Source organism: Mesorhizobium sp. B4-1-3 (assembly GCF_006439355.1).
Classification (GTDB): Bacteria; Pseudomonadota; Alphaproteobacteria; order Rhizobiales; family Rhizobiaceae; genus Mesorhizobium.
On record NZ_VFTG01000008.1, the window covers coordinates 73,395 to 93,293 of the forward strand.

The following is a 19,899-nucleotide window of genomic DNA, read 5'->3' on the forward strand; positions in this document are numbered from 1 at the left end:
GCCTTCAGCCCCTGGTGCCCCTTAGCGGATCCTCCGCAGCAGCCTCTCCCGGTACGCGTCTAGGATGACCGCGAGCACGATGACAAGGCCGATCACGATGGGTTTGAAATTGTCGCCGACGCCGAGCAGCTGCAATCCGGTGGAAAGCACCTGCAGGATGCAGGCGCCGACCAGCGTGCCGATGATCGAGCCCTTGCCGCCGCTGAGGCTGGTGCCGCCGATGATGACGGCGGCGATGGCGTTGAGCTCGTAGCCGACGCCGGCGATCGGGCTGCCGATGTTGAGGCGCAACAGATAGACCATGGCCGCGATGCCGGCGGTGAGCCCGCTGATGGTGAAGGCGGCGACCTTGTAGAAATCCGGATTGTGGCCCGACAGTCGCACCGCCTCGTCATTGGTGCCGACGGCGAAGATCATGCGGCCAAAGACGGTGAAGCGCAGCACGAACCAGCCGGCCGCGATCACCAGCACCGCCACCAGGAAGATCGACGGCAGGAACCCGCCGATGATGAGGTTGCCGAAATCCACGAAACTCTGCGGCAGGCCGGTGATGGTCGAATTGTCGCTGACGACCCGGGCGGCGCCGGCGGCCATGTTGAGCATGCCGAGCGTGACGATGAAGGAGGGGATCTTCCAGCGCGTCGAGATCCAGCCATTGAGGAAGCCGCACGCCGCGCCCGTCGCCATGCAGGCGAGCAGCGCCAGCGTGATGGCAACGGCCGGCGACAGGCTCTCGTTTATCATCACGGTGGCGCCGACCACGGTGCAGAGCGCCAGCACCGAGCCGACCGAAAGGTCGATGCCGCCGGTGAGGATGACGAAGGTCATGCCGGCGGCCAGCACCGTGTTGATGGCGATCTGCACGAAGATCTTCAGCGCGTTGCCGGAGGTGGCGAAATAGGGGGCGGTGGCCGAGAAGAACAGCGTGATCAGCACCAGCGCCAGCAGCACCCCGGCATCGCGCACCAGGAAGCGCAGGAATTTCGCCCGGCCGGGGGAAACAGGCGCCGAAACGATTATCTCGGACGTCTCGCTCATGGTCGCACATACTCCTGATAGGCGAGCGACAGGATACGCTCCTGGTCGAATTCGGCGCGCGGCACCTCGCCGACGATCCTGTTCTTGGAAAAGACGATGATGCGGTGGCACATGCCCATCAGCTCCGGCAGGTCGGACGACACCATGACGATGCCTTTCTGCTGCGCCGCCAGCATCCACAGCAGCTGGTAGATCTCGCGCCGCGCGCCGATATCGACGCCGCGCGTCGGCTCGTCGAGGATCAGCGTCGAGGTGCCGCGGAACAGCCACTTGGCCAGCACCACCTTCTGCTGGTTGCCGCCGGAAAGGTTGCGCACCGCCTGCTCGATCGAGCTTGCCTTGACGCGCAGCTGCCCGACCAGATCGTTGGCTGCCGCGGCCTCGGCCCTGCGGTTGAGCAGACCGTTCTGTGAGACCTTGCCGAGATCCGTGATGGTGATGTTCTTGTCGACGGCCATGTCGAGCAGCAGGCCCTGGCCCTTCCGGTCCTCGGTGAGCAGGCTCAAGCCGTGCCGCACCGCGTCCTTGGGCGCCGCGATCGCCACCGGCTTGCCGTCGATCTCGACGACACCGTCGAGCTTCGGGTCGGCGCCAAACAAGGCGCGCATCGCTTCCGTGCGGCCGCTGCCGACCAGCCCGGCGACGCCGAGGATCTCGCCATGGCGGACAGTGAAGGAGATGTCCGGGGTGGAAGCGTCGCGCTTCAGATTGGCGACGCTGAGCGCGACCTTGCCCGGCACGACCCTGGCATCGAAACCATATTCGTCGGCGATGTCGCGGCCGATCATCATGCGCACCAGATCGGGCACGGCCAGGCCCTCGAGGTTGCGCGTCGCGACCAGCCGGCCATTGCGCAGCACCGTCACCCGGTCGCCGATCTCGAACACCTCGTGCAGCCGGTGCGAGATGTAGATGATGGTGACGCCTTTCGCCTTCAGCCGCTTGATGATGGCAAACAGCCGCTCGATCTCCGGCGGCGTCAGCGTCGCCGTCGGCTCGTCCAGCACCAGGAGCTTCGAATCGTAGCTCAGCGCCTTGGCGATCTCGACCAGCTGCATCTGCGCCACGCCCAGCGCCTCGACGCGGATGCGCGGATCGACATCGAGGCCGACTTCCTTGAGCAGCGCCACGGCGCGGCTGTTGAGCGCCTTGCGGTCGACGATGCCGAAGGCGCGGCGCGGCAGGCTTTCCAGCATCAGGTTCTCGGCGATGCTGAGATAGGGCAGAAGGTTCAGTTCCTGATGCACGATGCGGATGCCGCTCTGCTGCGCGTCATGCGGCGTTTTCGGCTGATAGGGCTGGCCATTGAAGGCGATCCTGCCCGAATCCGGCTGGTAGATGCCGGCGAGCAGCTTGATCAGCGTCGACTTGCCGGCGCCGTTCTCGCCCAGGATGATGTGGGTCTCGCCGCGCGCGATCGAGAGCGACACGTCGCTCAGCGCGACGGCGCCGGGAAAGATCTTTCCGACCCCTTCAAGGGAAAGAATCGCATCCATGGGCAGGCAGGATCCTAAATCGCTCATGTCAGCGGCGACAGCGGCGCTTCGTCACCGCCGCCGGAACTGTCGGCGGCGGTAACGAGCGAGACGAAGCGGATCGCCGGAAGGGAGTGCCGGCGGCTCACTCGCCTCATGCGGTGATCAGCTTGATGTCGGTCTTGACCCAGCCGGAGAACTTCTCGCCGGCAAGCTCGCGCAGGCCGTAGTCGATGCCCATGGCTGCCATCTGCGCGCCATACTGCTCGACGGTGGCGAGCATCTTGCCGCTCTTCAAGAGCGGGCCGACGGCCGGGATGTTGTCGAAGCCGACGACCTTGATCTGGCCCGACTTGCCGGCCGCGTCGATCGCCTTGACGACGCCGAGCGCCATCGAATCGTTCGCCGCCATCACGCCCTGGATGTCGGGATGCTGGGTGAGGAAGTTGGTCATCAGCGTGTTGGCTTCCTCGGTCTCCCAATGCGCGGTCTTGGAATCGAGCAGGTCGAGGCCGTACTCCTTCACCGAATCGTCGAAGCCGAGCTTGCGCTCCTTCGCGTTGTCGGCTTCCGGATTGCCTTCGAGGATGACGACCTTGCCGCCCTTGCCCAGCGCCTTGCCGAGCGCATCGCCGGCGAGCTTGGCGCCGGCGCGGTTGTCCGGGCCGAAGAAGGCGAGGTCGATGCCGGCCTTCTTCTTGGCCTCGGTGTCGAGCGCCACGTCGATGTTGATGACCTTGATGCCGGCCTTCAGCGCCTTGGCGATCGGCGTCACCATGGCCTTCGAATCGGCGGGCGCCACGACGATGATGCTGTAGTTCTGGGTGATGAAGTTCTCGATCGCGTCGACCTGGGCCGCGAAGTCGCGCTCGTCCTTCATGCCGACGGCGGCGAAATCGAACTTGTCCTTGTTCTTCGCTGCATAGTCCTCCGCGCCGGCCTGCATCTGCTTGAAGAACTCGTTTGCCAAGGACTTCATCACCAGCCCGACCTTCGGCTTGTCGGCGGCAAAAACCGGGCCGAGCGGCAAGGCGAGTGCGCCGGCGGCTAGCGCGCTGGTCTTCAGGAACTGGCGGCGCGAGAACGGGCCAAGCCCATGCGTGTTCGAAATCTTTCTCATTAGTCTCCTCCACTTGATCGAGCCGTAATCGGTTACGTAACCGATTACGCGCCAAAGTAGAGCCGGACTTTGCCAAGTGTCAATATCAGCGGGAGCCGCCGGTTGGAGGGTTGGCCGCATGCAGCCGCATCTTCAGCCACTTGGCGGAAAAGTCACTGAACGCCCGCACCCTTGGATTGCCTTTCAGGTCGGGATGGTAGAGCACCCACAGCTCCGAGGCGAGTTCTTTGACCGTTTCGCCCCGCTCGGCACCGCCTATGCGGTATGGACCGGCATCGGCGCCGTCGGCTCGCTCATCGCCGGCATCGTGCTGTTCGGCGAAAGCACGGATGCCGTGCGCATCACCTTCGCGGCGGTGACCATCCTCGGCGTGGTCGGGCTGAAGGTGAGTTCGTGAAGGCCTATCCGGAAAACGCCCGTGCATAGGTCCGGGCGAATTCGGCAAAACTGGTCGGCCTGATACCGAAAACTTCATGCGTCGCAAGATGGACGCGGGACTTCGGGCGCCTGAGCCGCTCTCGCAGCTGCTCGTCGAGCGCATCGACAAAATCGGCAGGGGCGCCGCTGGCGAGCAACGCGCTGCGGCGTTCGTCCCAACTGATCGGGACGTATCTGACAGGCCTTCCTGTCGCGGCCGATATCCGTTCAGCCACTTCGTTCATCGTCAGCGCTTCCGGACCGGTCATGTCCAGGCTCTCGCTCGCGTGGCCTCCCTCCAGCAGCAGCCGGCAGGCGACTTTCGCGATGTCCTCGATGGCCACTGGCGCGAGCTCGATGCCGGCAAAGGGCAGACGCAACTCGCCATCCCGGCTTATGGTCTGGGCCTCCCTGAGATAGACCTGCATGAACTGTGACGGCCGCAGGTGCGTCCACGCCAGACCCGAGCCTTCGAGGTGGTCTTCGATCTCTTCATGCATGCGCGTGAATGGGAATCTGGCTGGATCGAACCCGATCCCGGACTCCGCTCCGGAGAATTTGACGACATGCTGAACACCGGCCCGCCGGCACAGATCGATGAAGCTGCATTGCGTTTCGCGCATGTCCGGTGTCCCCGACGAAATCAGCAGCACCCGCGTGACACCATCGAGCGCTGCCTTGACTTCGTCGCCGCCCCGCATGTCGCCTTCGATCGCGTCGATGCCCGGCAGTTTGTCGAGCCCGGCGGCCGCCGCCTTGCGAGCGCTTCTCACCAGCGCCTTGATCGGCACGTCGTTATGGGCCAGCTCACGAACAATTACCTGACCGCTCAAGCCGGTCGCGCCCGTCACCAATATCATTCGTCTTTCCTTTTCGCGGCCGGCCGAATCCGCCCGGCAAAACCTCTCGTCTTGCCAAGACGCAAAAGCGGATGAAAAGGATTCTCGACTGGCGAGAAATTTACCGGCCGCGGCCCGCGTCGGCCACGGCCAGATCGATCGTCACCGCCACCCCAGCGCCGGCGCGACGTGCTTCAGGATCGACTCGATGACATGGGCGTTGTAGTCGACGCCGAGTTGGTTGGGCACGGTGAGCAGCAGCGTGTCGGCCTCGGCGATCGCCTCGTCCTCCCTGAGCTGTTCCACCAGCCTGTCCGGTTCGGCGGCATAGGTGCGGCCGAAAACGGCGCGCTTTTCCGGCTCGATATAGCCAAAGTGGTCCTCGCCCTCGCTGCCGCCGAAATAGGCGCGGTCCATGTCGTTGACGAGGGCAAAGATGCTGCGGCTGACCGAGACGCGCGGCTCCCTGGCGTGACCGGCTTCCTTCCAGGCGGCGCGGTAGGCTCTTATCTGCTTGGCCTGCTGGACATGCAGCGGCTCGCCGGTCTCGTCGAATTTCAGCGTCGAGCTTTGCAGGTTCATGCCGAGCTTGGCCGCCCATATGGCGGTGGCGTCGGTGGCCGCGCCCCACCAGATGCGCTCGCGCAAGCCCGCCGAGAAGGGTTCGAGCCTGAGCAGCCCGGGCGGGTTGGGGAACATCGCCCGCGGATTGGGCTGGGCGAAGCCTTCGCCGCGCAACAGATCGAGGAATATCTCCGAGTGCCGGCGGGCCATATCGGCGTCGCTCTTGCCTTCTTCCGGCACGTAACCGAAATAGCGCCAGCCATCGATCACCTGCTCGGGCGAGCCGCGGCTGATTCCCAACTGCAGACGCCCGCCGGCGATCAGGTCGGCGGCGCCGGCATCCTCCGCCATGTAGAGCGGGTTCTCGTAGCGCATGTCGATGACGGCGGTGCCGAGCTCGATACGCCGGGTCTTGGCGCCTGCCGCCGCCAGCAACGGAAACGGCGAGGCGAGCTGCCGGGCGAAATGGTGGACGCGAAAATAGGCGCCGTCGGCGCCGAGCTCCTCGGCCGCGACCGCGAGGGCCATCGACTGCAGCAGCGCGTCGGCGCCCGAGCGCGTCCCCGATTGCGGCGAGGGCGACCAATGTCCGAAAGACAGAAATCCGATCTTCTTCATGGCTCCATTCCTGCTGCAGCGGCCCCTCGACCGCTCGAACTCCTTGTTGCTCCAGCAGATAGCCAGGGCAGTGCCGCGATACAACGGACAACGAACGGATACAGACCGTCAATGAGTTGCTCGAAATGTTCTGCCCGCGCGTCGCTTTACGCGGAACGGGACCGGCTCATGCTTGCCATTCTCGCAGCAGCCGGAGCGCTGTATCGTTCTCGCCAACTGATGATTCCGAACTATAGGATGCCTGCATGCATGGCCTAACACCCATACTTTCCACCGTGACGGCCTCTTTCCTGGCCTCCTTCGTCGAGGTGGTCGAAGCCTTCACGATCGTGCTCGCCGTCGGCGTGACGCGAAGCTGGCGCCCGGCGCTGACCGGCGCGGCGCTGGCGCTTGCCGTACTGGCGGCGCTGGTGCTGGCGTTCGGGCCGCTGCTGGCGCTCGTTCCCATCACCGTCCTGCAATTCGTCGTCGGCGTGCTTTTGATCCTGTTCGGCATGCGCTGGCTGAGGAAGGCGATCCTGCGCAGCGTCGGTGTCATCGCGCTGCATGACGAGGAGCAGGCTTTTTCCAAGGAGACGGCCGCGCTGCAGCGGCAGGCCGCCGACCGCCGCGCCGACTATCTGGCGGCGGTCGCGTCGTTCAAGGCGGTGCTGCTCGAAGGCGTCGAAGTGGTGTTCATCGTCATCGCCGTCGGCGCCGCGCATGGCCAGACGGTCTATGCCGGCCTCGGCGCGCTGGCCGCTTTCGTGCTGGTTACGCTGATCGGCCTCGCCGTGCACCGGCCGCTGGCGCGCGTGCCCGAGAATGCGCTGAAATTCGTCGTCGGACTGATGCTGACCAGTTTCGGGGTGTTCTGGACCGGCGAAGGCCTCGGCGCCGAATGGCCGGGCGCCGATCTCGCTCTGCTCGCCATCTTCGCCGTCATTGCCGCCGCATCCTTCGCCATCGTTCGCTGGCTGCGCGGCGCTTACCCGGCACCCGCCGAAGGAGTTGCCCGATGAGCGTGATCCGACTCGTCTTCAAGGAGCTGATCGGCATGTTCGTCGACGACGGCAGCTTGGCGCTGCTGGCGCTGGTCCTGATCGCGGTCGTCACCGCCGCGGTGAAATTGCTGGCGCTGCCGCCGCTCGTCGGCGGCGTCCTGCTTCTCGCCGGCTGCCTGGCAATTCTTCTGGAGAGCACGCGCCGCGCCGCGCGCGGCAAGGCGCGTTGATGAAACCACGCCGCTAAAGGTGTGCTGATCTTCAGGTCAGGCCGAGCCGGAGTCGAAGACGGACGCGAAGCGACCAAACCGGATGGCTTCCGAGAACCGGAGCGGAGCGTACTTAAAGTACGTGAGCACCGGAAGCGCAGGAGGCCATCATTTGCAGGCCGGCCTCACCTGAAGATCAGCGCACCTTAATAGACCGTGAAAAGCGTCGGCAAGTCCCCGCTGAGGCGCAGATACTCGACCGCCTCGATCACCGGAAACAGCGCCAGGAAATAGAGCCCGTCACGGAACGTGTTCCGCAGCGCGCTCGTCGAAAACAGCCACTGCGCCTCGTCGCGGTAAAGCAGCGGATTCGGCCAGAAGGACGGCGTGCGTTCGGCATAAGCGGCGTAAACCGCGCCGAACTTGCCGGCGAGGTATTCGGCCTCCTTGCGCGCGGTGAAGCGGAAGACGAGGAAGCTCGCCAGGCCGAGCATGACGGCCGCCAGCGCCGAACCGAACATCAGCCCGATGCCGGCCGCGCCGACGGTCGAAAAGAAGTAGAGCGGATTCCGGGTCATCGAGAACGGGCCGGAGACGATCAGCTCGTCATTCTTCCTGCCGCCGACGAACAGGATGCTCCACAGCCGGCCAAGGAAGCAGGTCAGCACCATCGCGAACCCGATTGTCTCGACGATTTCGTGCCCGCCCGACCCTTCGGGCAGCGCCGGCTTGCTGAACAGGAGCAGGATGACGGCAAGCACGGCGGCCACCTGCACGACGATCAAGCGCTTGTGCTGGTCGAACGCCTTCGGCGCCGATTTGAGGGATGCGTAGGCCATTCTTTCTCACCGCTCCGGCGCCGACAGGGGCGCCAAGGCTTCTCTAGCCCTTCCACTGCCCGATGACGAGGCCCGGTGGAGGTTTTCGGCCGACCTTACGAATTTGTAAGCGGCCAGACAGGCTGCGGTGAATTCGCCGGTCTAGCCTGACGATCGCCGCACGGAATTTCGAGAGGCGTGAACAGGCGCCGAATATTTGGCCTCAGCATCAGGATAGAGTCATGAATAAATTTGCCCTCGCTTTCGCCTTTGCCACCGCCGCCATCGCAGCCCCGCTGGCTTCGGCGATTGCCGCGCCGACGCCTTGCGAGACGGCGCTGAAGGACCTGCGAGCCGCCGAGGCCAAGGCGACGCCCAACAATACCGACAAGAACAAGGTTTCCGAACTGGAGACGAAGGGCATCGAGCGTTGCAACGCCGACGACGACAAGCGCGCCGATGACTTCTTCGCCCAGGCCATGAAGATTCTCGGCAAGTAAGCGCCGGAGGAACCGGAAATGGATACCGCCATGACCGCGACAATCATTGAACACGACTCCGAGTTGAACCGGGTCCCGGACGTCACCATCGATTTCTGGCTGATCAAGATCATGGCGGTGACCATGGGAGAGACGGCGGCCGATTATCTCGCCGTCAATCTCGGCCTCGGCCTCACCGTCACGTCGCTCATCATGACCGGGGTTCTGATTGTCGCGCTCGCCCTGCAATTCGCGCAGAAGCGCTACGTGCCCTGGGCCTATTGGCTGGCGGTTGTCCTGATCAGCATCGTCGGCACCCTGGTCACCGATAACCTCGTCGACAATTTCGGGGTGCGGCTGGAGACGACGACGGTCGTCTTCGCGGCCGTGCTGGCCCTGACCTTCATGGCCTGGTACGCCAGCGAAAAGACGCTCTCGATCCACACCATCTTCACCACCAGGCGTGAGATCTTCTATTGGCTGGCGATCCTCTTCACCTTCTCGCTCGGCACGGCCGCCGGCGATCTGATGGCCGAGCGGTTCGACCTGGGCTATCTCACCACCGGCCTCATCTTCGGCGGCGTGATTGCGGCGATTACCCTTGCCTGGTTCTTTCTCGGCCTTAATGCCGTCCTCGCCTTCTGGCTCGCCTATATCCTGACCCGGCCGTTCGGCGCCTCCTTCGGCGACCTGCTCTCGCAGCCGGTGGAATATGGCGGCATGGGCTTCGGCACGACTTTCACCAGCCTGACCTTCCTCGGCTGCATCGTGGTCATCGTTCTCTATATGACGCTGAAGAAGCAGATCGACGAGGACGAGCAGGCCCTGCTCGACTAGGACATGGTGGGTCTCGGACAGCGTTGTGCTTGTCGCTAAAACGCTTCTCGCAAAAATGTGTAGCGGTGTTCGCTCCGGCAACGCGTAAAAAACGCATGGTTAGAGCAATTCCAGCAACGGATGGCGCGGGATTTTCCTCCGGGATGGCGTCAAAAGAGGACATAGAGGCCGGCCAAGAAAAAGCCGCAGCCGGCGCTACCATGCCGGTGAGGTTGAGGCGGCAAGGACAGCACAGTGCGATGCGACTTCTGCTTGTTGAAGACGATCCGAGAACCGCCGACTATATCGTCAGGGGACTGACCGAGGCCGGCCATGTCTGCGATTTGCTGCGCGACGGCCATGACGGCCTCTTCGCCGCGACCCGCAACGCCTATGACGTGATCATTGCCGACCGCATGGTGCCCGGCCTCGACGGACTGTCGATGATCAAGGCGGTGCGCGCCGCCGGCATCCGCACGCCGGCCATTTTCCTGACCTCGATCGGCGGCGTCGACGACCGCGTCGAGGGCCTCGAAGCGGGCGGCGACGACTATCTGGTCAAGCCCTTCGCCTTTTCCGAGTTGCTTGCCCGCATAAACGCGCTCGGCCGCCGGCCGGCGGCGCAGGAGCAGAAGACGGCTTTGCGCGTCGCCGATCTCGAGATGGACCTGATCCAGCGCCGCGTGACCCGGCAGGGCCAGCCGATCGACTTGCAGCCGCGCGAATTCAGCCTGCTCGAAGTGCTGATGCGCGGCGAGGGCCGCGTCATCACCCGCACCATGCTCCTGGAGCGCGTCTGGGATTTCCATTTCGACCCCAAGACCAGCGTCGTCGAGACACATATCAGCCGGCTCAGGGCCAAGGTCGACAGGCCCTTCGACGTGCCGCTGATCCACACCGTGCGCAACACCGGTTACAGCCTGCATGTTCCGGCCTAGGCGGCATCCCGGGGCCGGCGCACCGCCGGTCATGGGTTTGCGATGAGCGAGACGCGCTCCAACCTGTTGCGCAGCACGCCCTTCAGGCTGGCGCTGACCTTCGCCTTCCTGTTCCTGCTGGCCTTCATCCTGTCCGGCGCGGTCGTCTATCAATTGATGAGCGCCTCGCTCGCCAGGCAGCTCGATCAGTCGATCAAGGAGACCTATTCGCTCATTGCCGCGACCTATGCCGAGAGCGACGACGAGGACCTCACCACCGCAGTGAGGGACCACGCCCAGTTCAGCCAAGATAAGGACGAGATTTTTTCGCTCACCGATAAGGGCGGCAACCGCCTCGCCGGGGATTTCACCGCCTCCGGCCCGCCGGACGGCTTTTCCATGTTCACCGCCGACTTGCCGGGCGTGCCGCCCGGGACCGAGTATCGCGCCTATTCGGGCAAAGTCGGCGACAACAATCTGACGGTCGCCTTCTCGCTTTCGGAAACCGAAGATCTCGAACGGATCGTGTTGATGAGCTTTGGTTGGGCCACGCTCTTCATCACCGTTCTGGCGGTTGGCGGCGGCGCTGTGCTTGCCTCGCGTGTGCAGCGGCGCCTCGACGGCATCGCCAGCACCATGGACGACGTCTCGCACGGCCGGCTCGACGCGCGCATCCCCCTGATCGGCAGCGGCGACGACATCGACGCCGTCTCCGCCCAGGTGAATGCGGCGCTCGAGCGCCTGTCCGCCTTGGTCGACGGCATGCGCGAGGTGAGCGCCAACATCGCTCACGATCTCAAGACGCCGCTCAACCGGCTGCAGATGATCCTGGAATCCGCCGCCGACAAGACGGTGTCGGGGGAGGACGTCTCGACCGAGCTGATCGACGCCCGCGCCGAAAGCCAGCAGATCAACAGCACGTTCGACGCGCTTTTGCGCATCGCCCAGATCGAGGCCGGCGCACGCAAGGCGCGCTTCGTCGATCTCGATGTCGGGCCGGTGGTCGAGACCATCGGCGAGGTCTATGCCGATGTCGCGGAGGACGACGGCAAATCCCTGTCAACGACGATCGTTCCGGGTACCAAATGGTATGTGCACGGCGACCGCGACCTGCTGATGCAGATGCTGGCAAATCTGGTCGAGAACGCGCTGAGACACTGTCCGCTGGGCACCGCGATCGAGCTTTCGGTGACCGGCGGTGGCGGCCATGTCCTCTTCCATGTCCGCGACAACGGCCCGGGCATTCCCGCCGAGGAGCGCGAAAAAGTGTTCCGCCGGCTCTACCGGCTTGATGCCAGCCGCACCACGCCGGGCAGCGGCTTGGGGCTCAGCCTCGTCAAGGCGGTGGCCGACCTGCATTGCGCCACTATAACGCTCGACGACCGCAATCCCGGTCTCGGCGTGACCGTCAGCCTTCCGGCCGTGCGCCCTTCGGTGGCCTGAGGCGGGACCTTGCCTCCCCTGGGGCGCCTTGCGCATTTGTATAACCCCCGCCAGCCGCTCGAAAACTCCGGCGCCTAGGCTTGTGCTGTTCCCGCCTGATCGGGAGCGCGATTCGACAAGCTCGATCTGCAACCTCAAGACGACGCGCACACCCTAGAATGACGAAGGCTACATCGCAGCTTCGCGCGCCAAACCTCTCTGTCGCCTGGACGACATCTCGACGGTACTGGTGCCTGCTCCATGCGATTGCGCTACTCTGAAGGGGGAACATTTGGCGCTACCGATCCACCCGCGTCGACAGAATGATCGACGACGACGTCCGCTCCACGCCCTCCATCGCCCCGATCCGGTCGAGCAGCGCATCGAGGTCCCGTATCGACGGCGCGTCGACGATGACGATCATGTCGAAATTGCCGCTCACCGAATGCACCGTCCGCACCGGCGGCATCGCCGCGAGGCTGCGCACCACCTTGTCGGCGAGTTTCGGCGTCACGGTGAGCAGCACATGCGCCTTGACCAATCCCTGCTCGTAGTCCGGCGACAGCCTGACCCCATAGCCCGTGATGATGCCCCGCTGCTCCAGCCGCTCGATGCGGCTCTGCACCGTGGTGCGCGACACGCCGAGCTGGCGTGCGAGCTCGGCGGTCGAGGCCCGCGCGTTGGCGCGTAGGAGCGTAAGCAGGGCCTGTTCGGCTTCAGTGATCATTTCGACGAAACCCTTCGGCAAATCGCTCAAACTTCAGCTTCATATTGCCAGATTCCACGCTTCCTTTCGACAGGCAAGCTGCGATGATTCCTGCAGAATTGGCCCAAATCGAAATTGCGGGGAATTGATCATGAAGAACATCGTTGTCGTCGGCGCCGGCAAGATCGGCTCGACCATTGCGGAAATGCTGAGCGCCTCGGGCGACTATCGCGTCACGCTCGTCGACCGCTCCGCCGCCCAGCTCGCCGCCGCCGAACTGCCGGCCGGCGTCGAGACGCAGGAGCTGGACATCGCCGCCGCGGGCGAGCTGGAAAAGGTGCTTGCCGGCAAATTCGCCGTGCTGAGCGCCGCGCCCTTCCACCTCACCACCCGCATCGCCGAGGCGGCCGCCGCCACCGGCGTGCATTATCTCGATCTCACCGAGGACGTGGTCTCGACCCGCCGGGTGAAGGAGCTGGCGCGCGGGGCGAAAAACGCCTTCATCCCGCAATGCGGCCTGGCGCCGGGCTTCATCTCGATCGTCGCCAACGATCTCGCCAGCCGCTTCGACACACTGGAAAGCGTGCGCATGCGCGTCGGCGCGCTGCCGCAATACCCGTCCAACGCGCTGAACTACAACCTGACCTGGAGCACGGACGGCGTCATCAACGAATATTGCGAACCCTGCGAGGCGATCGTCGAGGGTGAGCTGATCGAAGTGCCGCCGCTGGAAGAGCGCGAGGAGTTCTCGCTGGATGGCGTTACCTATGAGGCCTTCAACACCTCGGGCGGCCTCGGCACCTTGGCCGAGACGCTGAAGGGCAAGGTGCGCACGCTGAACTACCGCACCATCCGCTACCCCGGCCACGCCGCGATCATGAAGGCGCTGCTCAACGATCTCGGCCTGCGCCACCGCCGCGACGTGCTGAAGGACATTTTCGAGAGCGCCCTGCCTTCGACGCTGCAGGACGTGGTCATCGTCTTCGTCACCGTCTCGGGTCGCCGCAACGGCCGCCTGCTGCAGGAGACCTACGCCAACAAGATCTATTCGCAGCGCGTCGGCAACCTGGTGCGCAGCGCCATCCAGATCACCACCGCATCGGGCATCTGCGCCGTGCTCGACATGCTGGCCGATGGCAGCCTGCCGGCCAAGGGTTTCGTGCGCCAGGAAGACATCGCGCTGCACGCCTTCCTCGCCAACCGCTTCGGCCGCGCCTACGCCCAGCACGAGATGGTAAGCCGGCTCGCGAGCTGAGCTGGCTAATCTCCCCCCTTGAGGGGGAGATGTCGCCGAAGGCGATAGAGGGGGTCGCCGCGCGTGACGCCTTTCCTCTCCCCATCGATCGGGGTAGAGGTGTCGAGCAAAGCTCGGCGGAGTGGGGTCGCCCGGCGCCGGCCGCTGTTATTTCAGGCTCGCGCAGCGGGAGGCCCGCCGCTCGCTACTACTTGCTTAGGATCAGCGGTTGACCTGAGATAAACCGCATGAGGTTTCCCAAGGTTCGCGAAGCCTTCGCGGTTCTTCCAACCAGGAGGGCCGCGTCGACCTTCGCGTCAGGGACTGCCGACAGCTTGGGAAAAACCCCCGTCCGGCCCACCGTGAAAGAAGGCGTATCTATCGGCTTGCCCCTGAGTACATTGGCGGCGTTGTTGTCGTGCACGACGATGCACCACAAGGCGCCATGGGCGCTCGCCACGACGGTGTTGTAGCGGGCCGACATCTCTTGATGATGGTCGCTGTAGACACCTTTCATCGTTGGCGATCTTGTTTCGACCAGGGCGCCGAATGCCGACGTGACGTAATCGTGCTGGATGTAGCGGCCGGTCGCCACGTCGAAATTCTGTCCCTGTGGGAAGGCGATGTAGAGTGGCTGTTCGCTGACCGCGCCCTTGCCTATCTCCCTACGCGCATAGTGGTCGACTCGCTCCATGAAGCCCGGCGCCAGCGCATCGTCGCTGTCCAGCCGCGCGACACAGACGAACGCGGCGTCCGTGTCGGCTTGGATGAACGCATTGAACCGCTCGTTATGTCCTTCGCCCGGCCTCACAAGGACCGGCCGGACGTCGATGCCGGCGACGCAGTCGCAAACCATCCGAATGTAGTTCTCATGCGTATCGGCGTCGAACGCGACCAGCACGGTAAAGTCTCGCATCGACTGGTTTTCCAATGACGGCGCGCAATAAGTGTCGAACAGCGCCAGACGCTCGACCAGCCAGACGGGATCGAGATTGGCCCGGCCGGTGCCTTTCCATCGGCTTGGCTTGAAGCCGGTCGGCGCATTGTATCGGATCGCAATGTATTTTTTCAGTTCCATGCCGCGCAAAGACACCAGCACGATCCGATATGCAACCTAGACATGCAGCGCATGCCCCAGCGCCTTCAGCGCCGCTTCCTGGAATCCCTCGCCTTGCGTCGGATGCGCGTGGATCGTGCCGGCGATGTCCTCCAGCCGCGCCCCCATCTCCAGCGCCAGGCCGAAAGCCGCCGACAATTCCGACACGCCCCGCCCGACCGCCTGGATGCCCAGTACCAGGTGATTGTCCGCGCGCGCCACCACCCGCACGAAACCGTCCTCGCCCTGCTTGGTCATGGCGCGGCCGTTGGCGGCAAACGGGAACTGGCCGATCTTGGCCTCGCCGGCCAACGCCTTCGCCTCCTCGGGAGACATGCCCGCGGTGACCAGCTCCGGATCGGTGAAGCAGATCGCGGGGATGGCGCGCTTGTCCCAGCTTCTTTTATGGCCGGCGACGATCTCGGCCACCATCTCGCCCTGCGCCATGGCGCGATGCGCCAGCATCGGCTCGCCGGTCACGTCGCCGATCGCAAAAATGCCGCGCATCGAGCTGCGGCACTGGTCGTCGATGCGGATGAATTTGCCCGCCATGTCGAGGTCGATCTGCTCCAACCCCCAGCCTGCGGTTTGCGGCTTGCGGCCGACCGTGACCAGGATCTTGTCCGCGGCGATCTTGGCGTTCTTGCCGTCGGCCGTCTCGACCAGCAGCGCGTCGCCTTTGGTCGACAATCCCCTGGCCTTGGCGCCCGTCATCACCTCGATGCCGAGCTCGCCGAGCCGCTTCAGCACCGGCCTTGTCAGCTCGGCATCATATTGCGCCAGCACCCATGGCAAGGCTTCGACCACGGTGACCTTCGAACCCATCCTGGCGAAAGCCATGCCGAGCTCCAGCCCGATATAGCCGCCACCGACGACCGCGAGCTTCTTCGGCAATTCGCCGAGCGCCAGCGCCTCGGTTGACGAAATGACCGGGCCGCCGAAGGGCAGGAACGGCAATTCGACCGGCTCCGATCCCGTGGCGATCACCACCGTTTCGGCCCGGATCACCTGCGTGCCGGTCTCGGTCTCGACCTCGACCGTTTTGCCGTCCCGGAACGTCGCCCAGCCCTGCACGGTCTTCACCCTGGCCTTCTTCAGCAGTCCGGCCACGCCGATGTTAAGCCGGCTAACTATACCGTCCTTCCAGGCGACAGTACGAGCCAGATCGAGCGTCGGCGCGGCGACCTTGATGCCCAGCGCATCCTTGCCGCCGGCCATATGCGCTATTTTCTCGAACTCCTCCGCGGCATGGATCAGCGCCTTTGAGGGAATGCAGCCGACATTGAGGCAGGTGCCGCCCGGTTTGCCGGCCTCGACGATCACCGTGTCGACGCCGAGTTGTCCGGCGCGGATGGCGCAGACATAGCCGCCCGGCCCGGCGCCGATGACGAGCAGCTTGCAGGAGATTTCTTTCATGATGTGACCCTTCGAGCTAGGGAACGTTGCGCCGCGATCCTTCGCGCCGACATCTCTATTGTTCCGCCCCTCTAATCCACGAAGATCAGCGCCGGCGTTTCCAGCAGCGCCTTGATGCGCTGCACGAAAACCGCGGCGTCCCAGCCGTCGATGACGCGGTGGTCGAAGCTGGACGACAGATTCATCATCTTGCGCGGGACGAACTGCGTGCCGTCCCAGACCGGCCGCACCATGATCTTGTTGACGCCGACGATCGCCACTTCTGGATAGTTGATGACCGGCGTCGTCGCCACGCCGCCCATGGCGCCGAGCGAGGTGATGGTGATGGTCGAGCCGGACAGCTCCTCGCGGTTCGCCGTGCCGGCCTTCGCCGCATCGGCCAGCCGGTTGACCTCGGTGGCGCAGTCCCACAGGTCGCGCGCCTCGGCGTGTTTTACGACCGGCACCACCAGCCCGTTCGACGTCTGCGCGGCGATGCCGATATGGATGCCCTCGTGCTGGTGGATGATGCCGGCATCGTCGTCGAACAGCGCGTTGAGGTTGGGCTGCTCGGCGATCGCCTTGACCATCGCCCGCATCAGGAAGGGCAGCAGCGTCAGCTTCGGGCGATCCGGCCGCTTCTCCTTGTTCAGCGTGGCGCGCAACTCCTCCAATGCCGTGACGTCGATCTCCTCGACATAGGTGATGTGCGGGATGCGCGATTTCGCGAGCGACATCTTTTCCGCGATCTTGCGCCTGAGACCGACGACCTTGATGTCCTCGACGCCATCCTTCCGGGCATGTCCGCTGGCGCGGGCGAGCTGCGGACCGCGCGCGACGAAGGCGTCGATATCCTCATGGCTGATGCGCCCGGCCGGGCCGCTGCCCGGCACCTGACGCAGATCGATGCCGGCTTCCTTCGCGCGCAGGCGGACGGCGGGCGAAGCCAGCGGCTTCTCGCCTTCCGCGCGCGGCGTGCCGGAGACTGAGGTGGGGCGCGCGGCCTTTGGCGCGGCTGCCGGCGAAATCTTGGCCGGCGGGTCGGCTGGCTTGGGTGCGGGCATCGGGGCGCTCGGCTGCGGTTCCGTTTTCGGCCCGGCCGACTGGGCGGGAGCCCCGGCCTTCGGCGCGTCGCTGCGACCGATGTCCGCCTTCACATTGCCTTCGCCGGCCACCTTCAGCCGCACGATCGGCGAGCCGATCGCCACCGTGTCGCCAATCTCCGCGCCGAGCCACAGGATCTCGCCATCGACCGGCGAGGGGATTTCGACGGTCGCTTTGTCGGTCATGACGGCTGCAAGAACCGTGTCCTCGCGCACGAGGTCGCCGACCTTGACATGCCACTCGACAAGCTCGGCCTCGGCGACGCCTTCGCCGACATCGGGAAGCTTAATGACGTGCTCGCCCATTTCAGGCCTCCCCAATCTAAGCTTCCACTGTCTCAATCAGCGCGCGCCCGACCCGCGCCGGGCCGGGGAAATAGTCCCATTCCTGCGCATGCGGATAGGGCGTGTCCCAGCCGGCGACCCGCGCTACCGGCGCTTCCAGGTGGTAGAAGCAGTTCTCCTGCACCAGCGAGACCAGCTCGGCGCCGAAGCCGGAGGTCAGCGTCGCCTCGTGCACGACGACGCAGCGGCCGGTCTTCTTCACGGAGGCGACGATCGCGTCGAGGTCGAGCGGAAGCAGAGTCCTGAGGTCGATCACCTCGGCGTCCACGCCGGTCTCCTCGGCCGCTGCCTGCGCCACATAGACCATCGTGCCATAGGCGAGCACGGTGACGGCCGAACCCGGCCGGCGGATCGCTGCCTTGCCGAGCGGGATCGTGTAATGGCCGTCGGCAACCTCGCCAAGCTCATGCTTCGACCATGGCGTCACCGGCTTGTCGTGATGGCCGTCGAACGGTCCATTATAGAGCCGCTTCGGCTCGAGGAAGATCACCGGATCCGGATCCTCGATCGCCGCGATCAGCAACCCCTTGGCGTCGTGCGGATTGGACGGCACGATCACCTTCAGGCCGGAGACATGGGTGAACAGCGCTTCCGGGCTCTGGCTGTGCGTCTGGCCGCCGAAGATGCCGCCGCCGGTCGGCATGCGCACCACGATCGGGCAGGTGAAGTCGCCATTCGAGCGGTAACGCAGCCGCGCCGCCTCCGATACGATCTGGTCGTAGGCCGGATAAACATAGTCGGCAAACTGCACCTCGACGCAGGGCCGCAGCCCGTAGGCGGCCATGCCGATGGCCGAGCCGACGATGCCGGACTCGCTGATCGGCGCGTCGAAGCAGCGGCTCTTGCCGTATTTGGCCTGCAGGCCTTGCGTGGCGCGGAAGACGCCGCCGAAGAAGCCGACATCCTCGCCATAGACGATGACTTGGTTGTCGCGCCCCATCGAGACGTCGAGCGCGTCGCGGATCGCCTCGATCATGGTCTTTCTGGGCATGATCAGACCCCCGCCTGCTGGCGCTGGCGCCTGAGATGCGGCGGCATCTCGGCATAGACGCCTTCGAACATGTCGCGCGTCGACGGCTTGCCGCCGGCATGCAGCGTGCCGTGGCTTTCGGCCTCCTTCTGCGCCGCGATCACCGTCTCGAGGATCTCGGCCTCCGCCTGGATGTGGCGATCCTCGGACCAGACTTTCTTGTGGATGAGGTGGTTCTTCAGCCGGATGACCGGATCGCCGAGCGGCCAGGCGTCGGATTCGGCTTTCGGCCGGTAGGCCGACGGATCGTCGGACGTCGAATGCGCGCCGACGCGGTAGGTGACATATTCGATCAGCGTCGGCCCGAGATTTCGGCGCGCCCGCTCGACCGCCCATTTCGCCACCGCATGGACGGCGAGATAGTCGTTGCCGTCCACACGCAGCGAAGGAATGCCGAAGCCGAGGCCGCGCGCGGCGAACGTGCCGGAACCGCCGCGCGCGATGCCCTGGAAGGTCGAGATCGCCCACTGGTTGTTGACGACGTTGAGCACGACAGGGGCCTTGTAGGTCGAGGCGAAGACCAGCGCCGCATGAAAATCGGACTCCGCGGTCGAGCCGTCGCCGATCCAGGCTGCGGCGATACGCGAATCGTTGGAGATCGCCGAGGCCATCGCCCAGCCGACCGCCTGGATATACTGGGTCGCCAGATTGCCCGAGATCGAGAAGAAGCCGTGTTCCTTCGAGGAATACATCACCGGCAGCTGCCGTCCCTTCAGCGGATCGGCCTCGTTGGAATAGATCTGGTTCATCATCGAGACCATCGGATAGCCGTCGGCGATCAGCAGACCGGCCTGCCGGTAGGTCGGGAAGTTCATGTCGCCCGGCTGGAGCGCCTTGCGGAAAGCGCAGCTCACCGCCTCTTCGCCGAGATGCTGCATGTAGAACGAGGTCTTGCCCTGGCGCTGCGCCATCTGCATGCGCGCATCGAAGGTCCTGAGCGTCATCATGTGGCGCAGGCCTTGAAGCAGTTCCTCGTCGCTCAGCAGCCCGGCCCACGGCCCGACGGCTTCGCCGGCGCGGTTCAGCACGCGGATGATGGAGAAAGCCATGTCGCGGATGGCGCGCGGATCGACGTCGATCTCGGGACGCGGCACCGAGCCGGCCTTGGGGATGGTCACATTCGAGAAGTCGGGCGTGCCGCCGGGCCGCACCTCGGGCTCGGGCACATGAAACCGCAACATTCCAGCATCGGCCATGAGCTCACATCCTCCAATGTTGCCGGTGCGATCTTTGCACATCCGCGCCGCCGGACCATTGCCAATTCGCCGGGTCCCG

General features: G+C 64.8%; 20 protein-coding genes. 8 read left to right on the forward strand and 12 right to left on the reverse strand.

Going from position 1 to position 19,899, the window contains the following annotated elements; genetic code table 11:
• Positions 1-21: 21 nt before the first annotated feature.
• The 3 genes from FJW06_RS13070 to FJW06_RS13080 all read right to left on the reverse strand — a co-directional run bounded on the left by FJW06_RS13070 (position 22) and on the right by FJW06_RS13080 (position 3,633).
• Complete coding sequence (locus FJW06_RS13070) at positions 22-1,038, reverse strand: ABC transporter permease (protein WP_140752250.1); 1,017 nt, start codon at positions 1,036-1,038, stop codon at positions 22-24.
• A complete protein-coding gene (locus FJW06_RS13075) occupies positions 1,035-2,534 on the reverse strand; it encodes a sugar ABC transporter ATP-binding protein (RefSeq protein ID WP_140752252.1) in 1,500 nt (499 codons plus the stop codon). Before FJW06_RS13075 ends, FJW06_RS13070 begins: the two co-directional genes overlap by 4 nt.
• A 133-nt stretch (positions 2,535-2,667) precedes the next feature.
• On the reverse strand, positions 2,668-3,633 hold the full coding sequence (locus FJW06_RS13080; protein WP_140752254.1) for a sugar ABC transporter substrate-binding protein: 966 nt from the start codon (positions 3,631-3,633) through the stop codon (positions 2,668-2,670).
• A gap of 118 nt (positions 3,634-3,751) precedes the next feature.
• On the opposite strand from FJW06_RS13080, the gene FJW06_RS13085 reads away from it, so the two are divergent.
• Positions 3,752-4,030 (forward strand): SMR family transporter, encoded by a 279-nt coding sequence (locus tag FJW06_RS13085; protein ID WP_140752256.1) that lies wholly within the window; start codon positions 3,752-3,754, stop codon positions 4,028-4,030.
• A 4-nt stretch (positions 4,031-4,034) separates the two neighbouring features.
• Here the strand turns inward: FJW06_RS13085 and FJW06_RS13090 are convergent, their stop codons facing one another.
• Both FJW06_RS13090 and FJW06_RS13095 read right to left on the reverse strand, forming a co-directional pair.
• The gene (locus tag FJW06_RS13090) at positions 4,035-4,910 is read right to left on the reverse strand and encodes an SDR family oxidoreductase (protein WP_140752258.1); all 876 of its coding nucleotides are present in this window, start codon (positions 4,908-4,910) and stop codon (positions 4,035-4,037) included.
• A 141-nt stretch (positions 4,911-5,051) separates the two neighbouring features.
• The gene (locus tag FJW06_RS13095; protein WP_140752260.1) at positions 5,052-6,071 is read right to left on the reverse strand and encodes an LLM class flavin-dependent oxidoreductase; all 1,020 of its coding nucleotides are present in this window, start codon (positions 6,069-6,071) and stop codon (positions 5,052-5,054) included.
• A 245-nt stretch (positions 6,072-6,316) separates the two neighbouring features.
• Here FJW06_RS13095 and FJW06_RS13100 point away from each other — a divergent pair, with 245 nt between their 5' ends.
• Complete coding sequence (locus FJW06_RS13100) at positions 6,317-7,072, forward strand: COG4280 domain-containing protein (protein ID WP_140752262.1); 756 nt, start codon at positions 6,317-6,319, stop codon at positions 7,070-7,072.
• Positions 7,069-7,284 carry a hypothetical protein gene (locus FJW06_RS13105; RefSeq protein ID WP_140752264.1) on the forward strand — a complete coding sequence of 72 codons (216 nt, stop codon included), beginning with the start codon at positions 7,069-7,071 and terminating at the stop codon, positions 7,282-7,284. The genes FJW06_RS13100 and FJW06_RS13105 overlap by 4 nt, the downstream gene beginning before the upstream one ends.
• 185 nt (positions 7,285-7,469) lie before the next feature.
• Here the strand turns inward: FJW06_RS13105 and FJW06_RS13110 are convergent, their stop codons facing one another.
• The gene (locus FJW06_RS13110; protein ID WP_140752266.1) at positions 7,470-8,102 is read right to left on the reverse strand and encodes an isoprenylcysteine carboxylmethyltransferase family protein; all 633 of its coding nucleotides are present in this window, start codon (positions 8,100-8,102) and stop codon (positions 7,470-7,472) included.
• Between the two features lie 221 nt (positions 8,103-8,323).
• Here FJW06_RS13110 and FJW06_RS13115 point away from each other — a divergent pair, with 221 nt between their 5' ends.
• The 4 genes from FJW06_RS13115 (at position 8,324) to FJW06_RS13130 (ending at position 11,736) form a co-directional block, all read left to right on the forward strand.
• A complete protein-coding gene (locus FJW06_RS13115; protein WP_140752268.1) occupies positions 8,324-8,581 on the forward strand; it encodes a hypothetical protein in 258 nt (85 codons plus the stop codon).
• A 30-nt stretch (positions 8,582-8,611) separates the two neighbouring features.
• A complete protein-coding gene (locus FJW06_RS13120; protein WP_140752270.1) occupies positions 8,612-9,397 on the forward strand; it encodes a hypothetical protein in 786 nt (261 codons plus the stop codon).
• 239 nt (positions 9,398-9,636) lie between these two features.
• Positions 9,637-10,314 (forward strand): winged helix-turn-helix domain-containing protein, encoded by a 678-nt coding sequence (locus FJW06_RS13125; protein ID WP_140752272.1) that lies wholly within the window; start codon positions 9,637-9,639, stop codon positions 10,312-10,314.
• Between the two features lie 42 nt (positions 10,315-10,356).
• Entirely contained in the window at positions 10,357-11,736 is a 1,380-nt protein-coding gene (locus FJW06_RS13130; protein ID WP_140752274.1) for a HAMP domain-containing sensor histidine kinase, read from the forward strand.
• A 277-nt stretch (positions 11,737-12,013) separates the two neighbouring features.
• Here the strand turns inward: FJW06_RS13130 and FJW06_RS13135 are convergent, their stop codons facing one another.
• Positions 12,014-12,442 (reverse strand): Lrp/AsnC family transcriptional regulator, encoded by a 429-nt coding sequence (locus FJW06_RS13135; protein WP_140752500.1) that lies wholly within the window; start codon positions 12,440-12,442, stop codon positions 12,014-12,016.
• On the opposite strand from FJW06_RS13135, the gene FJW06_RS13140 reads away from it, so the two are divergent.
• The gene (locus FJW06_RS13140) at positions 12,327-13,676 is read left to right on the forward strand and encodes a saccharopine dehydrogenase family protein (protein WP_281404880.1); all 1,350 of its coding nucleotides are present in this window, start codon (positions 12,327-12,329) and stop codon (positions 13,674-13,676) included. The two genes, FJW06_RS13135 and FJW06_RS13140, sit on opposite strands and share 116 nt — an antisense overlap.
• A gap of 187 nt (positions 13,677-13,863) precedes the next feature.
• Here the strand turns inward: FJW06_RS13140 and FJW06_RS13145 are convergent, their stop codons facing one another.
• From FJW06_RS13145 to FJW06_RS13165, 5 genes are all read right to left on the reverse strand, one after another.
• On the reverse strand, positions 13,864-14,748 hold the full coding sequence (locus FJW06_RS13145; protein WP_140752278.1) for a glycosyltransferase: 885 nt from the start codon (positions 14,746-14,748) through the stop codon (positions 13,864-13,866).
• Between the two features lie 21 nt (positions 14,749-14,769).
• Entirely contained in the window at positions 14,770-16,167 is a 1,398-nt protein-coding gene (gene lpdA, locus FJW06_RS13150; protein ID WP_140752280.1) for a dihydrolipoyl dehydrogenase, read from the reverse strand.
• A gap of 71 nt (positions 16,168-16,238) precedes the next feature.
• Complete coding sequence (locus tag FJW06_RS13155; protein ID WP_140752282.1) at positions 16,239-17,555, reverse strand: dihydrolipoamide acetyltransferase family protein; 1,317 nt, start codon at positions 17,553-17,555, stop codon at positions 16,239-16,241.
• A gap of 16 nt (positions 17,556-17,571) precedes the next feature.
• Positions 17,572-18,585: an alpha-ketoacid dehydrogenase subunit beta gene (locus FJW06_RS13160; protein ID WP_140752284.1), complete on the reverse strand. Its 1,014-nt coding sequence runs from the start codon at positions 18,583-18,585 to the stop codon at positions 17,572-17,574.
• Positions 18,586-18,587: 2 nt separating this feature from the next.
• Positions 18,588-19,820, reverse strand: coding sequence for a 3-methyl-2-oxobutanoate dehydrogenase (2-methylpropanoyl-transferring) subunit alpha (locus FJW06_RS13165; protein WP_140752286.1), 1,233 nt, complete (start codon positions 19,818-19,820; stop codon positions 18,588-18,590).
• Positions 19,821-19,899 lie beyond the last annotated feature (79 nt).